19 protein-coding genes are annotated in these 20,446 nt (G+C 35.3%); 14 read left to right on the forward strand and 5 right to left on the reverse strand.

What is annotated here, in order from left to right; all coding sequences use genetic code 11:
• The first annotated feature begins 257 nt into the window (after positions 1–257).
• Positions 258–839 (forward strand): glycerol-3-phosphate 1-O-acyltransferase PlsY, encoded by a 582-nt coding sequence (plsY, locus tag ACXAEY_RS23660; protein ID WP_474816528.1) that lies wholly within the window; start codon positions 258–260, stop codon positions 837–839.
• Positions 840–1,028: 189 nt separating this feature from the next.
• Here the strand turns inward: plsY and ACXAEY_RS23665 are convergent, their stop codons facing one another.
• On the reverse strand, positions 1,029–1,337 hold the full coding sequence (locus tag ACXAEY_RS23665; RefSeq protein WP_474815766.1) for a hypothetical protein: 309 nt from the start codon (positions 1,335–1,337) through the stop codon (positions 1,029–1,031).
• 1,066 nt (positions 1,338–2,403) lie between these two features.
• Between ACXAEY_RS23665 and ACXAEY_RS23670 the strand changes: the two genes are divergently transcribed.
• The 12 genes from ACXAEY_RS23670 (at position 2,404) to ACXAEY_RS23725 (ending at position 14,601) form a co-directional block, all read left to right on the forward strand.
• On the forward strand, positions 2,404–3,045 hold the full coding sequence (locus tag ACXAEY_RS23670) for a MerR family transcriptional regulator (protein ID WP_474815769.1): 642 nt from the start codon (positions 2,404–2,406) through the stop codon (positions 3,043–3,045).
• A gap of 1,569 nt (positions 3,046–4,614) precedes the next feature.
• Entirely contained in the window at positions 4,615–5,154 is a 540-nt protein-coding gene (locus ACXAEY_RS23675; protein WP_474815771.1) for a stage V sporulation T C-terminal domain-containing protein, read from the forward strand.
• Positions 5,155–5,527: 373 nt separating this feature from the next.
• Positions 5,528–5,953 carry a hypothetical protein gene (locus ACXAEY_RS23680; RefSeq protein ID WP_474815772.1) on the forward strand — a complete coding sequence of 142 codons (426 nt, stop codon included), beginning with the start codon at positions 5,528–5,530 and terminating at the stop codon, positions 5,951–5,953.
• On the forward strand, positions 5,931–6,515 hold the full coding sequence (locus tag ACXAEY_RS23685; RefSeq protein WP_474815774.1) for a hypothetical protein: 585 nt from the start codon (positions 5,931–5,933) through the stop codon (positions 6,513–6,515). Before ACXAEY_RS23680 ends, ACXAEY_RS23685 begins: the two co-directional genes overlap by 23 nt.
• A 706-nt stretch (positions 6,516–7,221) precedes the next feature.
• The gene (locus tag ACXAEY_RS23690; protein WP_474815775.1) at positions 7,222–7,713 is read left to right on the forward strand and encodes a hypothetical protein; all 492 of its coding nucleotides are present in this window, start codon (positions 7,222–7,224) and stop codon (positions 7,711–7,713) included.
• 97 nt (positions 7,714–7,810) lie between these two features.
• Positions 7,811–8,020, forward strand: a complete 210-nt coding sequence (locus tag ACXAEY_RS23695) for a hypothetical protein (protein ID WP_474815777.1) — start codon at positions 7,811–7,813, stop codon at positions 8,018–8,020.
• A gap of 96 nt (positions 8,021–8,116) precedes the next feature.
• Positions 8,117–8,533, forward strand: coding sequence for an ArsC/Spx/MgsR family protein (locus ACXAEY_RS23700; protein WP_474815779.1), 417 nt, complete (start codon positions 8,117–8,119; stop codon positions 8,531–8,533).
• 121 nt (positions 8,534–8,654) lie between these two features.
• A complete protein-coding gene (locus ACXAEY_RS23705) occupies positions 8,655–9,302 on the forward strand; it encodes a hypothetical protein (protein ID WP_474815781.1) in 648 nt (215 codons plus the stop codon).
• A 14-nt stretch (positions 9,303–9,316) separates the two neighbouring features.
• A complete protein-coding gene (locus ACXAEY_RS23710; RefSeq protein WP_474815783.1) occupies positions 9,317–9,985 on the forward strand; it encodes a hypothetical protein in 669 nt (222 codons plus the stop codon).
• Between the two features lie 94 nt (positions 9,986–10,079).
• Complete coding sequence (locus ACXAEY_RS23715) at positions 10,080–11,696, forward strand: outer membrane protein assembly factor BamB family protein (RefSeq protein WP_474815785.1); 1,617 nt, start codon at positions 10,080–10,082, stop codon at positions 11,694–11,696.
• A 249-nt stretch (positions 11,697–11,945) separates the two neighbouring features.
• On the forward strand, positions 11,946–13,607 hold the full coding sequence (locus ACXAEY_RS23720) for a peptide ABC transporter substrate-binding protein (RefSeq protein WP_474815787.1): 1,662 nt from the start codon (positions 11,946–11,948) through the stop codon (positions 13,605–13,607).
• Positions 13,608–13,827: 220 nt separating this feature from the next.
• Positions 13,828–14,601 (forward strand): sigma-70 family RNA polymerase sigma factor, encoded by a 774-nt coding sequence (locus tag ACXAEY_RS23725; RefSeq protein ID WP_474815789.1) that lies wholly within the window; start codon positions 13,828–13,830, stop codon positions 14,599–14,601.
• Between the two features lie 33 nt (positions 14,602–14,634).
• Here the strand turns inward: ACXAEY_RS23725 and ACXAEY_RS23730 are convergent, their stop codons facing one another.
• On the reverse strand, positions 14,635–15,636 hold the full coding sequence (locus ACXAEY_RS23730) for an NAD(P)H-dependent glycerol-3-phosphate dehydrogenase (protein WP_474815791.1): 1,002 nt from the start codon (positions 15,634–15,636) through the stop codon (positions 14,635–14,637).
• Positions 15,637–15,770: 134 nt separating this feature from the next.
• On the opposite strand from ACXAEY_RS23730, the gene ACXAEY_RS23735 reads away from it, so the two are divergent.
• On the forward strand, positions 15,771–16,367 hold the full coding sequence (locus tag ACXAEY_RS23735; RefSeq protein ID WP_474815793.1) for a hypothetical protein: 597 nt from the start codon (positions 15,771–15,773) through the stop codon (positions 16,365–16,367).
• Between the two features lie 288 nt (positions 16,368–16,655).
• On the opposite strand, the gene ACXAEY_RS23740 is transcribed toward ACXAEY_RS23735, so the two are convergent.
• From ACXAEY_RS23740 to ACXAEY_RS23750, 3 genes are all read right to left on the reverse strand, one after another.
• Positions 16,656–17,714: a D-alanine--D-alanine ligase family protein gene (locus ACXAEY_RS23740; RefSeq protein WP_474815795.1), complete on the reverse strand. Its 1,059-nt coding sequence runs from the start codon at positions 17,712–17,714 to the stop codon at positions 16,656–16,658.
• Positions 17,715–17,780: 66 nt separating this feature from the next.
• On the reverse strand, positions 17,781–18,419 hold the full coding sequence (locus ACXAEY_RS23745) for a TerC family protein (protein WP_474815797.1): 639 nt from the start codon (positions 18,417–18,419) through the stop codon (positions 17,781–17,783).
• Positions 18,420–19,302: 883 nt separating this feature from the next.
• A complete protein-coding gene (locus ACXAEY_RS23750; protein WP_474815799.1) occupies positions 19,303–20,394 on the reverse strand; it encodes an RNA-guided endonuclease InsQ/TnpB family protein in 1,092 nt (363 codons plus the stop codon).
• Between the last annotated feature and the right edge of the window lie 52 nt (positions 20,395–20,446).

Here is a 20,446-nt window from a genome sequence, read left to right on the forward strand (position 1 = left end):
ATCCTTTAAAGTAAAACAAGGGTATTTAGCTAATTGTGTTAATCAGTATAAAAAGAGGTTGCACATGCCAAGTAGTCGAAAACAACAGGGGCGAAATCCTTTGTTGCAGTTTAACCTTTGCGTGGTTTCGTTCATCATTACATTGTATTTGCTTTATCAATGAAATATAGTAGATGATGTTATTTTCTCAACGTTGTCTTTTAACAAAAACACCGCTAATCCGAGCATTTAATCAGGTATTATAGGAGGTAGAAATGATAGATATAATCACTCTGTTATTAGTCTGTTACCTAATCGGTTCAATACCTTTCGGTATTATTGTCGCAAGATTGGGGTATGGAGTAGATATTAGAAAGGTTGGTAGCGGGAATCCAGGAGGAACTAACACCTTTAGGACCCTTGGGAAAAAAGCGGGTTTCATTGTAACCGTTGCAGATATCTTGAAAGGGACATTTGCAGCATCACTCCCCTTCCTTTTAGGAATTGATGTTGATCCCATTGTGGCTGGAACTTTTGCTGTATTAGGTCATTGTTACCCTGTATTCTCTAGATTTAGAGGCGGAAAGGCAGTCGCTACTACTGGTGGTTTATTATTGTTTGCTGGTCCACTTCTGTTTTTGACTGCACTAGTAACGTTTTTTATCGTACTTAAGTTAACAAAATACGTTTCCCTTTCGTCAATTATACTTGGAACTGCAGTTCATATTTACGCCCTACTAACACAAGAAATCAGCGTTATGTTGGCAACATTTTTCTTATTTGTGTTGATCGCATATAGACACAAACAAAATATCAAACGGATGTTAGAAAGTACAGAACCTAAAGTTAAATGGATCTAATACTAAAGGTATACCCACTTTGTTTAGTTAGTGTGAGTATACCTTTTGCTATTTGTTATCTTGTGTTGCGCTCATTAAGTTTTTCTTCAGTAAAGCGCTTTGTATTATTAATTTCAAGCGCACCTTGCCCTCTCTTATAAAGTCATATTTCCGACCAATGACCGTTTCACCTCTCCTAACAACAGTCCTTTACCCTTTTAGTAACTTTAAAGAAGCATTGACGATTGATTGTGGAATGGTGTTCCCCGTTTCCTTAAGGACATAGGAAGATTTGTAATCTACCTCCCCTCTCCCCTTTTTCACAACAGTAATTTTATTCAATTTTGTGATCCACATATTGTTGCTTTTAATCACTTCATAGTCGTGCCCCACGCTATAAAATAAGATTGTTGAGAGGTCCCATGCATCTTGAAAAATCGTATCATCCTTTTCATTGGTGTTGATCCTTGCTTGGAGTTCTTCAAATCTGGATATTAATTTTTTCGTTTTCATCTTCATAACAAAGTCCCCCTTTTGTTTCTATTAGTGTGTTTAAATTTTTTTCATAAATCAAGGTTCGTTGAATGGAATATTTCGCAACAATGCACTGCACGTTCGTTAGTCTAAAAGTCTATCAATGAGAAGCTTATAAGCATCCCCCATCACAATCTAATCCACAACATGTTTTCCACAAACCACATATGAACCACATTAAAATATATCCAAAACCAATAACCGCCCAATCCAAAAGGTCGCTACACCGCTAAAAGAAGCACAAATGGTTCACAAAAAGCATGTATGGAACAATAATAGGATCTTTAATATCGGGATTAATGGCTCTAACCTCTACATGTTCCCAACAATCTATATGTGGTTCACACGTCGGTTGATATCTTAACTTTGTTATTATTGCTGCAAACAGGCTTTACAAGTTGGGTCCATCGAACCTAGATCCAGTGCACACTACATATGAAACATAAGAAACATGTGGTTCACAGGTTAGTTATTTAGTGACTTTTTAATTCGTAGTGATTACGATTATCATTTGTGTTGTTGTTCACAGCAAGACCATATAAGACATGTGATTCACATTAACTGAAACACTGATTTTGTTCTTGAAATAAACTCTTATATTTTGTACTGCACTTATCACAGCACATTAGTATTGATTTTCTTTCACATGGTCCATATGTAAAGAACATATTGTTCATACAAAACATGTTGCCCACAGTGAGTTTTTACTTTTTTGTTTAAATCATACGTGTCGAGTATATGCTTATTGCGTCTTATGTGCTTGCTTTATATATGTAAAGTACATGTAGAACACATAAATATATTTAGTCAAATTAGTTTCTATATCTTTTCTACGAGTCTATTGTTTTTGACTCGTTCAAAAAGCAGGTAATTTACGATAAATATGGTTCATAAGTGTTCTGTGTTCCATATGTAATAGAGCGGTTTAATCCCTTACATAATCTTCGTTCTCTGATGGACTTAAACATGTGGGGAACAAAGCACATGTGGTAGACATTCTCTATATGATGTGTGGTATTATGGTGAAAAAGATACTAAAGGTGGTGAAGTTATGAGCGACTATTGGAAAATTGGCGATTTTGCTAAGCTTGTATATAATAAACACTTTAATACCGTGGATGGTTGGTTTAAAAAACTAGAAGATGAGGGCATTCATTACGTTCAGAGGGATCCTCAAGGTGAGAAAATATATGATGAGCTTGATCTATCTATCGGGAAATTTATAGCCGAGCATAGAAAAGAAAAGTGGGCTTTACCAGGGATATTCGCAGTTTTGCCAAAAGCCTTTGAGTTAAGAACTGCTCCAGCCGGAGAACACGAGACACCAGCAAAGCAAATCGATGAAAAATATATCGCCAACATAGTTAATCAGCAAGTACAGGAACAAGTAAAAGAACTCATCAAGCATTATGACAGCCAAGTTCAAAAACAGTTAGAAAGTCCTGAGATGAAAATGAAGCAAAGAAGCGAGAGGATTAATGACCTTTTATTGTACTCAAAAGTCAGAAGGCGATTAGAAGATGAAGCTGCTGAATTATGGCTACAAAAGCCTGATCTCGAAAGAACAAAAAAAGTTGGCTTCTTCAGAAAGGAAGAAGATATTTTAAAGAGAGAACGTTTTATCAGGCAATATGTTGATGAACATTTAGATGAGGAATTAACAAAAGAAACTGAATTGACTATGATTAAATAAAGGGCGCTTACTTAGCGTTCTTTTTTATGCCCATTATTAGCTTGCATGTTATCTCACAACATATGAATCACAAACCATATATGCTCTACAATCTGTTTTGTGTAGAGCATATATGGTTATGAATTTTCAACATCTTCTACTTTATGGGATGACTTGTGATACCTACACAAACCCTTGCTATAACAATGATTCCAACCTCTATGTAGACAACATATCAATCATTAAAAGGCAATATGAGCTATAGTTCAAACATTTCTTTCCCGCTCGTTTAGTTCTTCCTCTATGTTGTTATGTTCATAATGAGAACACTGGAGATCTTGAATTGAAAGAGCAGTCTAAATAAGTAAGATGCGTTCTTTAAGAACAATCAAAGCAGCCTGTTTTTTAAAAGGCTGTTAGAAATGTGAATGTTAATCATAAGCATCTTAGGGTGTGTGAGCTACCATATAAAAAGAAACAAGAATGTAGACATGTTGTTCACTAATGGTGGTAGCTTATAGATATTTTCTCACCCGTGAAACTGTAGTGTGCAACATATTACCCTTGTTCGCCACAACTAGCTTTAAATTATTCTTCTTATGTGTTCCGTCATCCGCTCAATAAGAATTGAGGGTGGAGATTGTATCCTTTACTTACGTCAAATTCTATTAAATCCCCAACACGAGGCTATGCAGCATATGTTATGCACACATACTATATGTCCATAGTATGTTCGGAGTATATGTAAAGGAAGTACATTGTGTGTCTTATTAATGTGTTTTGTATTGTATTTGTATGTGCTCTATATACTGATTTTTGCATCTCATTTATAAAATTGTTCTGCTAACTACTGTTGCTGATCAATATTACATTAGTCTAGTTAACAATATGGAAGAGGGGAGGGCACCTAATAACCAATTTACTAGGTGAACTGTATCTCCATGCAGATTTCAGTAGGAAAGCTGTCCTTTCAATGTTAAAACAAAGCAAACACTTAGCTAATCGACCGAAAAAATGTATAGCTCGGCGTTTTAACCCTACTACAGTATGCACAACACATGCGTTCGATATATCCTAAGTACGTCCATGGGGGGTTTATAGTATATGTTTAGTATGTGTTAAGTATATGTATTGTGATTCCGAAGTAAATACCAAACATCTATCTCTACACAGGGGCTTGTATTATTGGTTCTTCAGCCTTCCCCATAAAGCAGATCCTTTATTATGATTCATTGTATATATAATAAAGAGGGGTATTAACCTCTAACGTCTGCTGCACTCATTAATGTTCAATCTTAGTAAGGGGAAAAGTATTTAGAAAAGTTGATTTATTTTATCGTTTAATATAAAAAACATATTTTTTACCACAAAAAAATCTCAAATTTTAATTTTAATGTTAAATCATATTTTTTATTGTAATTTATTTTTGATTAGGTTAATATTAACATTGTGCTCGACAGACAACAGTATCTGTTACGAGGTAAAAGAATTATAAATATGTAATTAGTGCTTATCCTTATATCTATCAATAAGAAACTAAGATACATACAATAAACAAAATAGCTTCCATACAATAGAGGAGGAACACAAATGAGAGCAACAGGCATTGTAAGAAAAATAGATGAGTTAGGTCGTATCGTAATCCCGAAAGAGCTAAGAAAGACGATGAAGGCTGACCCAGGTACGCCATTGGAAATCTTCGTGGATCGTGACGCTCAAGTTATCCTTAAAAAGTATTCACCAATGAAAGAACTTAGATTGGTATCTGAGGACTTCGCAACTTCATTGAGTAACACATTAGAACTCCCTGTCCTAGTATCCGACAGAGACTCGTTTGTAAACGTAACTGGAGAAGGTTCCGAAGGGTTCTTTAACCAAGACGTAGGTTCCGTTATCGAAAAGGCTATGGACACTAAACAGATTCTAGTGGGAAATTCCAATAAGCTCGTTAACTTATCCGGAAACACGGTGAGTAACAATCTTTCTTACATCATTGCACCTATTATTTCTGGTAAAGATGTTCTTGGCTCCATCACAGTGTTTTCCCAAGAAGACAGCAAGTTAGACGAAGGTGTAAAGTTTACTATAGCAACTGGAGCTTCCTTTATTGGAAAACAAATGAAAGTTTAATAAGAGTATCTAAGTCGACTATGAATCTAGTCGGCTTTTTTGTTTGAGCTGTTCTTCATCCGCTCAAATTCCTATTTTGGGTTCTGCATTATTTGGAGCATTTGACTTTAATTTTCTTACGTTTTCCCAACTTAGAAAATTCTTTGACTTGTTTTTTAGTGAGTCCAGCAGCCATTAAAGAATTCTTATTCGCCATGATAATCCCCCCAAACTCGTATGATTGTTCGTTAAATCTATTATTGACCATTATTTTGTAAACTATACTTCTAAGCCTCCCTATAGGTACATATAAATCTACCAAACAACCAAATGACCTAGCGACCCAAGGATAAGGTAGGGGGAGAGGGGTTCTAAGGAGAGGGAAGGGGATTATATGGGACATGTTAACCCGATGTTTTCGAAGACCACAGGTAAAGCTGAAACAAGCAAGCGGAACAATAATGTTCGGAAATCGACCACTGTAAGGAAGAAGAGGATTGATGCTAAAAAGGATATTAAAGTTCCTGTATCTATCGATGCTCGAAGGTTCTTAAGGAGCGAATCTTACAAAACAAATTCGACCGCTACAAAGATTGCTACCGAGTTAGTGGTGCAGTCTTTGAAAAAGAACATTTATTATCCTGAGGTTAATTACTCACCGTCAGAGAAACCTGTACATGTTAAGTTGGATCAATATTATTATGAAATACTTTATGAGAAGGCAATTGAATGGGATTGTAGTGTGAGGAAGGCAGCTCACAGAATATTATCTTATGAATTATCAGGAGGTACAAACTATGAGATCATACAGTTCTCTTGATTTAATTCACCAAGAAATGACTTACCAAAATCACCTGGATAGTGCGAAGGGGTTTTTAGATACCATTAAGGTAATAGCTAGTAAGAAGCTGAGTAAAAACGTCACTTTGCGACTGACTGTACCTAATGACATTTACCATAGAGCCAAGGTCTTTTGCGATGATGTCTCAGAGATAAGTGAAGATAACTTTGATCAGTCTAGTTTGATCTGGGTACTATACAAAGACTTTATTACTTATATACGCAAGCACAATAACCCCCATAGCGTTTATCAGATGCTAAGTGTGAGGAATCCTGATGAGCCGGAGATTAATGATTACACTGGTGCATACCATGCTGGTAAAAAGTATAGAAAGCGTAGAGTCTCGCTAATAGTAGAGATGGAAAGGAAGGAAGCATTGAGGGGTGAATATGCATTGGCTGATCTTTCTAAAGTGTATGTTGATCACCCATTCACCTTAGAAAAAGTATTGGAGATTTTATACTTAGACTTCATGGAAGAATATCAAAAGGGGAATATAAAAAGAGCGGTGGAGAAAATTTTAAGAAATTGGTCAGAGTAGAAAAATAACAAAAAATATTAATTACTCATTAGAATTTATATTCTGTTTAGTAAAGGGAATTGAGAATTATTATTACTAATAAGAATTAATATTCTAGTTAGTATGGTCAGATTATGTTAGGTACTTAATAAAAAAAGTAGCAAGACCCCTATAACTTTTTCAAGTGAAAATCGTCATCATCTTATACAATTTGAAGGAAAAATTATATGCCGTTAATATACATTATCGGCAGTTCGTTTAAAAAGGGCTAAAGCTAGTCACACCAACGGCTCAAGGCTCTTTTTTTGTTTTTTTATTTTCAACACTTTTTTTACCCTTTTTTACCCCTATAAACGCATATGTCTGGCTCTAAGAGTTCGTTTTATAATGTCTCTAGATATACTTCAGAAAAGAGAAACGTTCAATACAGGGGCAATTCAGGCGTTTTAGGGAGTGTTGAGGGTAACATCCCATAAAAGCACGTAAAAACATAAAATAAAGCCAATTTATAAAGCTCGAATTTTAACTGGTGAATTTGGAAATGAACTAATCACAAGAATAAATATTCTTTTTAGGAGGTACTAAGCAGAATAAATATTCCTAACAGTAAATTGTAAGAAAACTAACTTTAGGAATAAATTGAACTTTTCCCAAAGAAACATATCTTTTTTTCACACACTTCCATTGAGTATCCTACAATTAGAAAAATATTGAGGAGGAATCTACAATGGAAGCAACAAAATATCGCAAGTTAAGTTGTGAGTCTAACTACCAAAATAACAACGGGTTTACTACTTTCTTAATTGAGGGAGTGCCTGTTAACGATCCAAATAACGAAACAGTAACGATTGCAAAAGTACATGGAAAATTAATAAATAAAGAAGTAGTCTTATTCGAAGATTACTTATCACACTTTTGTGTGCGCGATGTTCAGGTGGAAAGAGTAATAGAAGAGGCTAAATACAAGTTAAGTCAGATGTTGAGACCTGAGCACTGGTATGACATTTGGAGCGATACAGATGGGCAAGAAGCTTATTTATCTACTGACATCCCTCCAGAAGACATGTATAATTTTGTACATCAATGGAAGGGGAGCTTAAGAGAAATCCCTGAAGACGGATATGACGTGAATGATTTTATAGAATTTTTGAGAAACGAAAAAAGTGCGTCGATCATGGTCGTTAACCGACCTAGTAACGGACTTAATCTAAACGATTAATTAAAGCTCACCAAAGGAGGCTTATGCCTTCTTTTCTGTAACGGGGGCGCAACAAAGTTACGTAATAGGGTTACAATTTGTTTAGAAGGGTGATTGGATGAAAAAGTGGATAGTGGTTTCGGTAATTGCTTTTGGTCTTCTATTTTCTTTTTTAAGACCATTAATGCAGATTCCTGAAGATTCATTTATAGCGAGTTACCTGCCCGCTATGTTAATATTCCCTGCACTAATCTTCATGTGGTGGGATAGCAAAAGAGAATTTAAAAAGAAAATAGAAACAATAAGAGACTCACACTTAGATAAATAAGTGTGAGTCCTTTTTTTGATAAAATTTAATACATTTCCAATATATGGTTTATAATCTGATTAATAAAATAAAAAAGAAGAAAGGATGGAATGCAGCATGAAAGAAATTACAGTAATTAAAAAGAACAAATGTAACTCATCGACCAAAGCGATCAAGTTTTTGAAAGATAATGGAGTTCCACATCGAGTTAAAAGGTTAGAAAGTCTCCATGTCACCGAAGAGTGGGTAATGGATCTATTAAAGAGGACTGGAGAGGGTTCAAGCGACCTACTGGTTAAATCTGCAGGTGAGTCTGTGCATTTGACTAAGGAATTAGGATTATATACAACGAAAGAGCTTGTAAATTTAGTGGTAAATCATCCTAGACTGCTTAAAACACCAATTGTTATAGAAGGTGACAAAACATTCTTCGGATTCTCAGAAGAAGAGCTGCGCACATTCTTCACCAGAAAGCACAAGTATCAAGAATTAAAAGCTTTGTTAGAAAAAGAAAGGAAAATGTCAGTTGGTTAAGGATGCGATAATTCGTCGCATTCTTTTTTAATATTAATAAAAGATATTATTAATTAATTTTCAACTTGTTTAACTACATATAAAAGGCTAAAATTAATGATGGAGAAAGCGGGGTAATATTGTGTCAGATTTATATGTATGTGTATGTGGAAGTGCTTTTGATAACCAAGATAAGCTCGATAATCATATATACCAGGAACACATTCTGCTTGAACATATTAAGCCGAAACTATCGAACAATCAGGTTCGTGATTATTTAGTGAAAAGAATAGGGTTAAGTTATTTCGATGAACTCAAAGTTACAACTCATCATAAAACTTCTCATAAAGTAACTGTAAAAAGCGACATTATTACAGTCGAAGTAGTAAAAGGTTACCTAACGGAAGATGACTATGTTAATAAATTAGAAGAAATGAAACTGGCTCTATCCATAAGATTGCATTTGGTAAATATGGTACTTCACGATTTAGGAGCAAATGCCTCTAAGTTAATAACATCTGCTGGATATCGTTATACAGAAGAGGGGAGAGGTCTTTATTATTTTTCTAGAGGTGAAGGAGTTCGAGATAGCTACTTTGATCCTGCCCAGGAAGAGTTAGAAGAATATATTTCTAGATTAAAGATGGATTTGTTAAGAGAAGTAGAAGGTACGCCTGTTCTGATTGCTAAGACAAGTCCTTATCACTTGATTGATTACAGCATAGACAACGTTTCTATATCTTCCTTATTAGAAAGCGGTCAGAAACTAAGAATAGAAGTTTTGGAGTAAGTAGAGGTGTTTATTTGAAGAATTATAATTGCAACGTATGTAATGGAACCTTCGCCAACAAAAAACAAGTTCTCGTGCATTTTAAGAAAGCTCATATTGAATACAAGGAAGACTGTTTAAGTCCTTTCGATATAAAACGAGTATTGCGTAATCATTTCCCTAACTGTAGTGATATACAGGTCATAATTTCAAACATCCCTTATATTATGTACGAATTGGTCTTAGAGTTCCATAATAATAAGGTCATTCACTATTGCTATGCGGATGATCACAATACTATTGAAAACTCGGAACTTCTGAATAAATTACTGTCTCAATTAAGGGAGAAGGTTGCACTAGTAGAAGAGATGCTATTAGCCTTCAAATCATTAGGTGACTTAATGGATGTCTACTGTTCCAATTTCACCTATGGGTATACAGAGCTTGAACACCATTATACATTCGGCTTTCTTACCAAAGATGATATGACACCTAGAGAATTATCATTTTTCCCTAATAGAGATGGTGATAAGGAAAGGGTAATGAACATTGTTCGTTCTTTCTTTATTAAGGAAGTCGAGGGAATATCAAGTCATATATATGAAGATGGTTTTATTAAAGGATATGAGGTAAATGGCATACCTGTTTTCAACATGTTGGAAACAGCAAAAAAAGTAAAGGTAAGTATCTTAGAAGGAGAGTGATCCCACGCGGATTGCTCTTTTTTTATTTGAGAAATAAGACACTATTACAGGATATGGAGCGGGATAGACCAACATTATGAAGGGAGGGATACATATGAGAAAAAAAGGACTACAAATAGTGCTTACTGTCATTACTAGTACGCTTTTGCTGTCAGGATGTGGAGATGGAATTAATCCAGAAGAGGGGATATCTACTCAAAAAGAAGATATCATAGTTAAGAAGGAAATAGTTACAGAAAAGAAAGATTATTCCCCTATCCAAGTAGAATCCTACAATACTGAAAATATATCATATGACGTTATGCCGTATAGCAAGACATCGAATAAAAACGAAGGGGTAAATCCCTTATTTAGAGACACCTACACTGATATAAAAGGGGTATTAACTTTTAGAGGTGACCATTTAAGGTCGTCCCCTTCCTTTGGAATTGTTGAGATTGAAGACGAAGCTTTTGAGGTAATTTGGTCCTTCGAAACAAAAAGAAACAGTGAATGGGGAGGCGGATCTGGCTGGGTTGGTTCTCCCGCTATAATTTCTTGGGGTAAAGATGTACTTGAAATAATGAATGTTAAAGAGCGGTTTAAACAGAAAGAAGATTTTACAGAAGTAATTTATGCTTCCTTAGATGGTAATGTCTACTTCTTAGATTTAGATAGTGGTGAAGAAACCAGAGACCCTCTGAAAATACAAAATCCAATCAAAGGTAGTGTAGCTGTAGATCCAAGGGGGTACCCGCTCTTATACGTAGGTCAAGGAATCCCTCAGCAAGGTGAGATCGGATATCGAATCTTTAACTTAATTGATGGAGAACTCCTATACTTCATCCCAGGTATAGACAATCAATCTTATAGAGGTTGGGGCGCTTTTGACGGTTCTCCTATAATTAATAAAGAAACAGATACCATGTTGTTAGGGGGAGAAAATGGACTGTTCTATAGTGTCAAATTGAACACTTTGTTCGACAAAGAGAATGGAACGATTTCTGTTGACCCAGAAGAAACGAAGTACCGCTATAAAATTAACGGTAATAACCATCAAGGTATAGAGAACTCTGTAGCAGCATACAAGAACATCGCATATTTTGCAGACAATGGAGGTAGTGTTCAAGCTATTGATTTAACTAACATGAGACCAATATGGGCATTAGAGGGTACAGATGATACTGATGCTACTATTGTAATTGATGTTGAGGGCGGAACACCATTTCTATACACCGGAACTGAGGTTGATAAGCAAGGTTCAAAGGGGATAACATTGATCAGGAAAATTAATGGATTGACCGGTGAAGTGATTTGGAAATCAGAGTATCCTGCTTATAGTATCTCTGGCGTAAATGGCGGGATGTTAGCGACTCCTTTGTTAGGAAAGGGTGAGCAATCTGATTCTGTATATTTTACAATAGCTCGTTATAAGACGGTAGGGGGCGGTATCTTAGTCTCTATTGATAAGAACACAGGAAAAGAACATTGGAGATGGGAAATGCCTTCTTACTCCTGGTCATCACCATTAGATCTTACAGATAAAGAAGGGAATATGTATATTCTTCAAGCGGACGCTGTAGGGAACGTCCATCTAGTTAATGGCGATGATGGGAGTATTATCTTTGCGGACAATTTCGGCTCCAATATCGAATCTTCCCCAGTTGCATATAATAACAAGATTGTGTTCGGCACTAGAGGTGGGCAATTCTACGGAATAGAAGTTAAATAACTGGAAAAAGAGCGGCTGCAGAAGAACAGTCGCTCTTTCCATTTATATACACGAATACCATTATTACATATAAAAACTAATAATATTTGCATGTTATTTCCAGATTGTTAGGTTAAATTCCCTAGTTATTTCTACTCAAATTATCAAAAAACTTACATTTCTTATGTTTTTTTATAAATTCAATGGAAAAAAGAGCGGTTTTTACTTATAATAATCAATGTTACTTTTTTTAACATTGGAGGAATCAACTTGAGATACAGAAGATGGCTCCTATTTACGCTATCCATCATGATCGTTTGTCTTATCTACTTAAATAAAAATGACATTTTGAACAGTGCGGATAATATAGATGAGTTACCAGTTCTTAACTTGGCTGAGAGTTCAGGAATGACAACTTTGGACTCTACGCAAGCTTCCGACGCTCCTACTTTTACTATATTAAATAATGTGTTCGAGGGTTTGTACAGACTTGGTAAAAACAATACACCGGTACCAGGAGTTGCTGAAAGTTACGAAGTTACAGATGAAGGGAAAAGGTACACCTTTGAATTAAGAAGGGATGCATATTGGAGCAACGGCGATAAAATAATTGCCCAAGACTTTGAATTTGCATGGAAAAAAGCCTTGAACCCGAATTCGCTATCTCCGAATGCTTTTAATCTGGGAAGTATTAAGAATGCTAAGGAGATCATCAATCAAGGTAGCGATATATATGGTCAAGTCGATAAATTAGGTGTTAGGTCGATAGACAAGCACACCTTGGAGGTTACGCTAGAAAAGCCTACTCCCCACTTTATCAACCTTACAACTTTTCCAACGTTCTTTCCTCAAAACAAAGACTTCGTAAATAATCAGAATGGTTATTATGCGATGGATGGAATCGATTCTCTAGTTTTCAACGGACCTTTCGTTTTGTCTAAGATGACAGACAACCAAGGGTTTCAATTAAAGAAAAATGAGAAGTATTGGGACAGAAATTCTGTTCAGGTGGGAAAGATTAATTTCCAACGTTCGAAAAATATGGCTCACGCTGTTGAGATGTATAAAAGAGGGGAAATAGACAGGACTAGAATTACTGCTGAATACCTGGAAGAATTCCAATATAGTACGGATTTCCATACAGTAGAAAAACCTGTAATACATTTCTTAAGACTGAATCAAGATAACGAAGTATTGAAGAACCCAAACATCAGAAAAGCTCTTGAAATTGCATGGGACAAAGAATTGATGGTCAGAGAAGTTGTTAAAGGAGGCGCTTCTCCCGCTCACTATTTTGTGCCTGATGATTTCGCTTTTAATAGTAAAGGGAAAGACTTTAGAGGTAATGAAATCGGTTATAACAACGTGGAAGAATTAATTGGTAAAGAATATTGGAAGAAGGGGCTACAAGAAATAGGCACTAAACAAGTAACGCTTGAATTGCTAAATTACGAGAGTGCGTTAACTCAGGAAGTTGCCTTGTTTATTAAAAATCAACTAGAAAACTATCTAGAAGGACTAAATATTGTTATCGATCCCAAACCAATAAAAGAAAAATTGCGAATGGAAGATGAAGGAGATTACGACATTTCCTTTTCGGGATGGGGTCCGGATTATCAAGATCCTATGACTTTTCTAAAAATCTTCGAAACCAATCACCCTAAAAATCAGATGAATTATTCTAATGAAGAGTACGATCGGTTAATAAAACTAGCATCTGATGAAAAAGGGGATAGGTGGGAATATATGAAAAGAGCCGAAAAGATTTTACTAGAAGAAGATACGGCTATAATCCCGATGTTTCAAAAAGGTGAAAACTATATCGAACAAAGTTATGTGAAAGATATTATTTCACACCCTGTAGGCGGAGGCATTTCCTATAAATGGGCGAAAATATTGACTCACAAGAAGGAAAAAGACTCTGATAAGTAACATAGTCCTTACCTATAAAGGTAAACTATATATTTTTTATGACAATAATCCAAAACGGCAACTAAAAAACAGAAAAAGGAAGTGCTGATGAGTTTCAGCACTTCTTTTTTTTGATTCTTAGTTTATTTTCTCAATATAATATCCCACGAAGAATGTTAGAATGGGTATACACGTTCAAAGACCTTTTATCTCGAAAATAGAAAGGGAGATGCTATTAGCCATGAATGGGGGTAAGTTCCACTTCTCTGATGACGATATCTCTTTTGATGATCAAAGAAACAGAGATTATATTAGGCAATATCAAAAGGAAAATGATATCGAATATAGAGACTTAGTTGTCAACGGGAACCTAAGACTAGTATTCAACATCATTCATAAATACCGTAGAGATGATAAAGATGATTTATTCCAAGTAGGGGTTATTGGCTTGATTAAATCGATTGATAACTATCATTATTCCGGTTCAGTAGCTTTCTCCACGTATGCTACGCATTTCATCATAGGATACATACAAAATTATATTAGCGATAATAATCTAATAAAGATTAATAGAAGTACGAAAGTGCTTGCTAAGGAAGTATTTGAGTACGAAGACACTTTCGAAAAGGTACATCAAAGGAAACCTTCTCTATCTGAGGTTGCTGCCCATTTACCTTACTCAGAAGAAGAAATGGCTCGGGCGATCATTTCAACAAAGAATGTCGGGTCATTAAATTATTCAACCGATGATGAAGGTGTATTGGTTCCAATGGGAGCCAACCTTTCTAGTGATGATGATGTTGAAAGTTATTCAATCGATAAAATTATACTTAACCGCGCACTTGATGAATTAGGTTTCATCATGAAGGAAATTATTTTGTTAAGGTTTTTTGAAGAAAAAACCCAACGTGAAATTGCTGAAATTTTAGATTTTTCACAAAAGCACATACATAAACTAGAAAAGAAGGCTCTGTCACTATTAAGGGAGCGAATGAGCGCTAAAGATGTTCAATAATCGAATTCTCTTTTAGAAAATGTTCTATACCATTTATTCGTTCTTTGATAATCTATTCATAAGATTGTTTGTCGCCTTCAATGGTTCCGCCTGATTGAACAGCACATCGTACAAGGCGTTTGTAATAGGCATATCGACGTTTAAAACATCGGACAGGTGTTTGGTTACTCTTGTCGCCTTAATGCCTTCTACAACCATGCCAGAGCCTTTTATTACTTCATCTACACTTTCTCCAGTCCCTAGCTTGAAACCTGCGTTCCAATTCCTACTATGTTTACTTGCGCATGTGACCATTAGATCTCCAACACCGGACAACCCTAAGAATGTCATTGGGCTTGCACCCATACACTCCCCTAATCTAGAAATCTCTGCTAAGCCTCTTGTAATTAGAGCTGCTTTTGTATTGTCTCCATACCCCAAACCATCGGATAGACCTGCTGCAAGTGCGATGATATTCTTTAGCGAACCTCCTAATTCCACACCGACTAAATCCTTGTTTGTATAAACTCTAAAATAATTATTGTTAAAATAATTTTGAACTTCTAGTGCGTAATTTACGTTCTTGCTACTTACAACTACCGTAGTGGGCAGTTCTTTAACAACTTCTTCAGCATGACTAGGACCTGATAATACAGAGATTTTCTGAGAATATTGATCGCCTAGTTCTTCCTTTATAACGTTGGACATTCTTTTATTGGTAGCCTCTTCGAAACCTTTACTTGCATGAACTAATAGAGTGGAGTCATTTATGTATTTAGAAGACTCTTTAACGACCTCTCGCATTGTGTGAGAAGGTACTACATATATCACCAAAGAAGAATCTTTAATTACACTTTCTAACGATGTAGAAGCGAATATATTAGTAGGCAACTTAACGTTTTGTAAGTATTTTGTATTCGTGTGATGATTGTTAATCTCATCTACAACGTCCTGTCTTCTTGCCCAGATACAAACATTATGACCATTATCGGATAACACCTTTGCCAAAGCAGTGCCCCAACTTCCTGAACCGATTACAGATACTTTTGTATTCATAATATCTCCTCCTTTTTCATTAATGTTGAAAAAGGAGCAACAGTCCTCTCAAATAAAAGAGAATAAAATTTGTTTAAATCGCGTTTTTGATTATAATTTCATAAATCGGAACGAGGTAGTGAAGGGGTGAGGCGATGTACAGGAAGAAATTTTACATGGTGATCTTTATGGTATTTGCCGTCCCTATAATCTTACTTACTGCAAGTATTGTAATTAATCAGTTTGTAGATGGAGGGATAGGTGTCGTCAATAAACTGGAAGAGGCAATAGGAATAAAGGAAGAAGAAATCAAGGTGTTATCTAAAGAAGAAATGTTATCAATAGGACGGTCAGCGCTTGCTTATGAAAATAACATCTACAAGATTGAAGATGTTGAGACCTTTGATATTTGGTTAAGGTCACTCTATATAGAACCTGGCGAGTTTGAAAAAGAAAAAAGGCAAGTTTTTAACAACTATAAAGAAAAGAATGTCATAGTATCTCTTATAGCGATTAGAAATCAGGAGAAGGTATCTCAAGATGACGAAGAAGTGTTTTTTAATTACCATATGACAAGAAAAATAATAACGGAGGATAACTTAAAAGTTACTGAAGAGTATGACGGTGAAATGACTTTGGAAGAGGTAAAAGAGGGTAGTACATATAAAATAAAGGATCATAGAAAGACGAATTATTCTGATACACAGGGTAAATTGACTAAAGAAGAGTTGGAACTGATCGAAAATTATTAAGTTTATTGGAAAAAATAAAAACAGTGCTAACCCTGAGTGGATTTACACTGTTTTTATTTTTTACCGCTTTTCCCCTTAATACATAGCGAACAACCTAGTTTTGAGAGTTAACTACCTCTTTTTTTTGTACTTAACCTAAGGGTTCTGTCGAATCGCCTCTATGTTTCATGTGAAACATGACTAAATAAATCGATTGTTACATGCAGAGTTTGTCAGTTAAACAATGTTTCATGTGAAACATATCGAATAGTGTTTCTTACAATCTTTCTGACGCGCAATTGGGTTGTTTTATTTATTTCCTGCCATCCCTGTTTTGATCAATTGCTCTATCAGACTAGAGTAAGAGATACCCACCTTATCAAATAACATCGGAAACATACTTCTTTCAGTAAATCCAGGCATTGTATTTACCTCATTTACAAGGATCTCCCCTGAGTTACGCTTCAAGAAGAAGTCGATCCGCGCCAGACCGGAGCATTGTAGAGCTTTATAAGTCTTTTTTGCGAATTCATCGATTAGCGCTTTAGTATCTTCGCTAATATCAGCAGGTATACTTAGGTTAGTCACAGATTTATTTTGATATTTTGCTTCATAATCGTAAAAGTCTGATGTTGTAGCTACTTCTCCTATAGCAGAAAGAACAATCTCTCCATTAGCTTTTTGGAGAACTCCAATCTCTAATTCTCTCCCATCAATAAACTCTTCAATAATAACCCTTTTATCGTATTCAAAAGCCTTGTTGATTGCTTCTTCTAGTTCGTAGGCATTTTTTGCTTTACTGATTCCTATACTGGACCCCATATTTGCGGGTTTGATAAAGCAAGGATAATTAGCGCAATCCTTTACTTCTTCAATAGATTTGTATGAGTTTAGCCTTTCACCCCTAGTGATGAATGTATACCTTCCTTGAGGTATGTTGAAAGAGTCTAACATGATCTTTGTTGTTACCTTGTCCATAGACAAAGCCGAAGAAATAACGTCGCAACCTATGTAGGGTACATTTAACATCTCGAATAGTCCTTGGATTTTACCATCTTCACCGTATGGTCCATGTAAGACAGGGAAAGCTACATCTATATCCTTTAAAATCATTAAAGCAATTGGTGTACTAGTAGGGTTCGCTGACCCTCTAGGCATTAACTTTTCGAGTTTTGTTGGCGGAGAAGTAAGTTTTTCAAACAGCTCCCAATCGCCATTAGAATTAATATGTATGGGATACACTTCTTTACCTTTGTAATCAATAGCTTTTAAGATTGAAAAAGCGCTCTTAACAGACACTTCCCGCTCCATTGATTTCCCACCGTAAATTACTGCTATGCGTGTCTTTTCTTGGATAATAGTCGTCATGTTTTAATACCTCCAGAGGGTTTATTGTAAGGATTTGATAAGGAACAATTAAAAACAAAAGAGGATTTAAACTACCTCTTTTGTTTTTTTGCCCTTCAGATAACCTACTAATAGAAGTGTGACGGTCAAAAGGGCAGGGATAAGCAATTCAAGATTTGCATTGTGAACTAAATCAGAGATGCTATCGTCCTGAACAATCATTTCTCCAGCTGTCCAAATGAGTACAGCAGAACCTATGTAGATTATTATTGGGTACTTTTCCATAGCCACAATGAGGAATTTACTTCCCCATATGATAATAGGTATTGAAATTAGTATTCCGATTAATATCATTCCAAAGCTACCGTGAGAGACACCAGCTAGAGCCATCACGTTATCGAGGCTCATAACTGCATCGGCAATTATTATCGTTTTTATTGCAGAGAATATTGTAGTACCTCCATCAACATTGTCGTGAGAGTTTTTACCTACCATCAGTTTGTAACCGATCCATAACAATAATAAGCCGCCTACAAGTTGGATAAATGGAATTTTCAATAACCATACGACTAATAGTGCAAAGACTAGGCGTAACACAACCGCTCCAGCAGTACCTGCAATAATAGCCTTATTCTTATGTTTTTCTGGCAAATCCTTTGCTGCCATTGCAATTAATATCGCATTGTCACCTGATAGGATCAGGTCGATTAGTATAATTTGAAGCAAAATAGACCATTGAATATCAAACAAATATATACACCTCTTTTCTTGTAAGTATAATAATAGAAATTAAATATTTTGGAATGTTAAAGAGATAAAATTTTATACTTGGGATGCTTTACTATCGTCTCCATGAAGATAAGGCGTAGTTTTCTTTTCATTTGTTTTGCATAGTGTTCGTTTAAAATAGAGGCATTAGTTGTAACACACCAGAAGTACCTTTTTCTTGAAGAGTTGATTAACCAATACAAAAATAACGAAGTTATAACATCTTCAGTGGAATCAAAATTGCTAAGGTCCCCGTCGTAATGGTCTAAAAACTGTTTGGTTTGAAGACGCATAGAAACTATTAAGCTTCTTTTTTGAGGAGCATTTAGGCTGTTCAAGTATATTTTCAGTTCTAACCCTCCTTAATTTATATAGATGATTATTGATAAAGAAATAAAAACACCCTTCAAACAACGCTGCATTGTTCAATTGCTACTGATAGGGAAAAGTGAGTGGGGGAGAAAGGCTTTGAAAAGAAAAGAAAACGATGGACACTTTAGAGGTGGGGAGGGGTAATATAAGTTAATCAATCTCTTGTTAATCAACTACCGTACATAGGATAGAAGTTAAAACAATATTAGTAAAATGCTTGGTGTAACATTTACATTCAAGAGATTTCCGAGGGGATACGATACAAAGTGGGGTGTTTTACTCAGGAAATTTAAAAGAAGGGGAACACAGGGTTCACAATTCGAAATGATAACACTTAAAATTTAACCTTATAGAATAGAAAATAGCCTGACGGTTTGCCAGGCTATACATTCCACTACTCCCTCGACGTTCAGAACTTACTGATTCCTACCAATATAGGCTATCTCCCCCCGCCTAGAGGTTATCAAAATCACTGTTTATATATTTTCAAACTCTCATTTTTAATATTAATAGACGCATTGAAATCACGATCTATCTTAAAATCGCATTTTTTACAAACATACGTCCTTAGATGCAAGGGCATTAAGCGCTTGTTACCGCAATTAGAACAAATTTGTGAGGAAGGGAAATATCGATCAACTTCAATAACGAACTTCCCTTGCTCTTGAGCCTTATACTTCAACATCTTAATAAAAATACCCCAAGAAGCATCATGAATTGATTTGGAAAGGTGACGGTTTTTTACCATATCTTTAATACCTAACTTTTCAATTCCGATGATGTCGTAGTTTGATACAAGATGAGAAGAAAGCTTATGAAGAAAATCGTTTCGATAATTTGTTAACTTTTGATATGATCTTTTGACTTTTTTCTTCTGTTTGTGCCAGTTACTAGATCCCCTTTCCTTTTGGGAGAGCTTCCTCTGTTCCGATTTTAATCTAGATTCGAGTTTTCTATAGTGCCTTGGGTTATTTACTTTATGTCCCGTAGACAGGAAAGCAAACTCCTTTAGACCGACATCTACACCTATTGCTTTTTTGACATTTATGTCCCTCTGGTAACTCCTTTTTTGCACCAATACATGTATGTACCAATCATCAGCGGTTCTAGTAATTGTTATTGACTTAGCAGCTCCATTCAAATTCCTTGAGTTTACGTATTTACATGAAAATAATCCCGAGATTGAAATATTGCTAGAAGGTTCATCGATTTTATAATTACGCTTTATAGTTATTTTTTCGTTTATATTTCGTTCAAAGTAGTTTATTTTGGTTCCATTCTTTAAAGAATTGTCTAACTCTGCTTTTAATGTGTAAATAACCGATTGTATATAGAAAAATTTCACATCAGCAACATGCGGATACTTTTGCTTTAGTGTTGGAATATGATTTATCATTTGTTCCACTGAGATGAATCGTTCTCTTTTCTGGAAATAGACTTTATTGTATTTCAGAAAATAATTATAAATAAATCGAAATTTGGAAAACTGGATATCGAGTTCTTTCTCCCGTGACCGACTCAACAACAACTTATACTTGTACGTTCTATATATGTTTTTCATTTTCTCACCAAAATATATTTCAAATAAGATATCATTTACCCTTTTCAAATAA

The organism is Anaerobacillus sp. ABA4_114 (assembly GCF_056159065.1).

What these genes read in the sequence shown, in the direction of transcription:
- ACXAEY_RS23690 (WP_474815775.1), top strand. Translation starts at nt 7,222, where the DNA reads ATGGAAGCAACAAAATATCGCAAGTTAAGTTGTGAGTCTAACTACCAA.
- ACXAEY_RS23730 (WP_474815791.1), bottom strand. Translation starts at nt 15,636, where the DNA reads ATGAATACAAAAGTATCTGTAATCGGTTCAGGAAGTTGGGGCACTGCT.
- ACXAEY_RS23725 (WP_474815789.1), top strand. Translation starts at nt 13,828, where the DNA reads ATGAATGGGGGTAAGTTCCACTTCTCTGATGACGATATCTCTTTTGAT.
- ACXAEY_RS23670 (WP_474815769.1), top strand. Translation starts at nt 2,404, where the DNA reads ATGAGCGACTATTGGAAAATTGGCGATTTTGCTAAGCTTGTATATAAT.
- ACXAEY_RS23675 (WP_474815771.1), top strand. Translation starts at nt 4,615, where the DNA reads ATGAGAGCAACAGGCATTGTAAGAAAAATAGATGAGTTAGGTCGTATC.
- ACXAEY_RS23715 (WP_474815785.1), top strand. Translation starts at nt 10,080, where the DNA reads ATGAGAAAAAAAGGACTACAAATAGTGCTTACTGTCATTACTAGTACG.
- ACXAEY_RS23685 (WP_474815774.1), top strand. Translation starts at nt 5,931, where the DNA reads ATGAGATCATACAGTTCTCTTGATTTAATTCACCAAGAAATGACTTAC.
- ACXAEY_RS23740 (WP_474815795.1), bottom strand. Translation starts at nt 17,714, where the DNA reads ATGACGACTATTATCCAAGAAAAGACACGCATAGCAGTAATTTACGGT.
- ACXAEY_RS23750 (WP_474815799.1), bottom strand. Translation starts at nt 20,394, where the DNA reads ATGAAAAACATATATAGAACGTACAAGTATAAGTTGTTGTTGAGTCGG.
- ACXAEY_RS23695 (WP_474815777.1), top strand. Translation starts at nt 7,811, where the DNA reads ATGAAAAAGTGGATAGTGGTTTCGGTAATTGCTTTTGGTCTTCTATTT.
- ACXAEY_RS23700 (WP_474815779.1), top strand. Translation starts at nt 8,117, where the DNA reads ATGAAAGAAATTACAGTAATTAAAAAGAACAAATGTAACTCATCGACC.
- ACXAEY_RS23680 (WP_474815772.1), top strand. Translation starts at nt 5,528, where the DNA reads ATGGGACATGTTAACCCGATGTTTTCGAAGACCACAGGTAAAGCTGAA.
- ACXAEY_RS23665 (WP_474815766.1), bottom strand. Translation starts at nt 1,337, where the DNA reads ATGAAGATGAAAACGAAAAAATTAATATCCAGATTTGAAGAACTCCAA.
- ACXAEY_RS23735 (WP_474815793.1), top strand. Translation starts at nt 15,771, where the DNA reads ATGTACAGGAAGAAATTTTACATGGTGATCTTTATGGTATTTGCCGTC.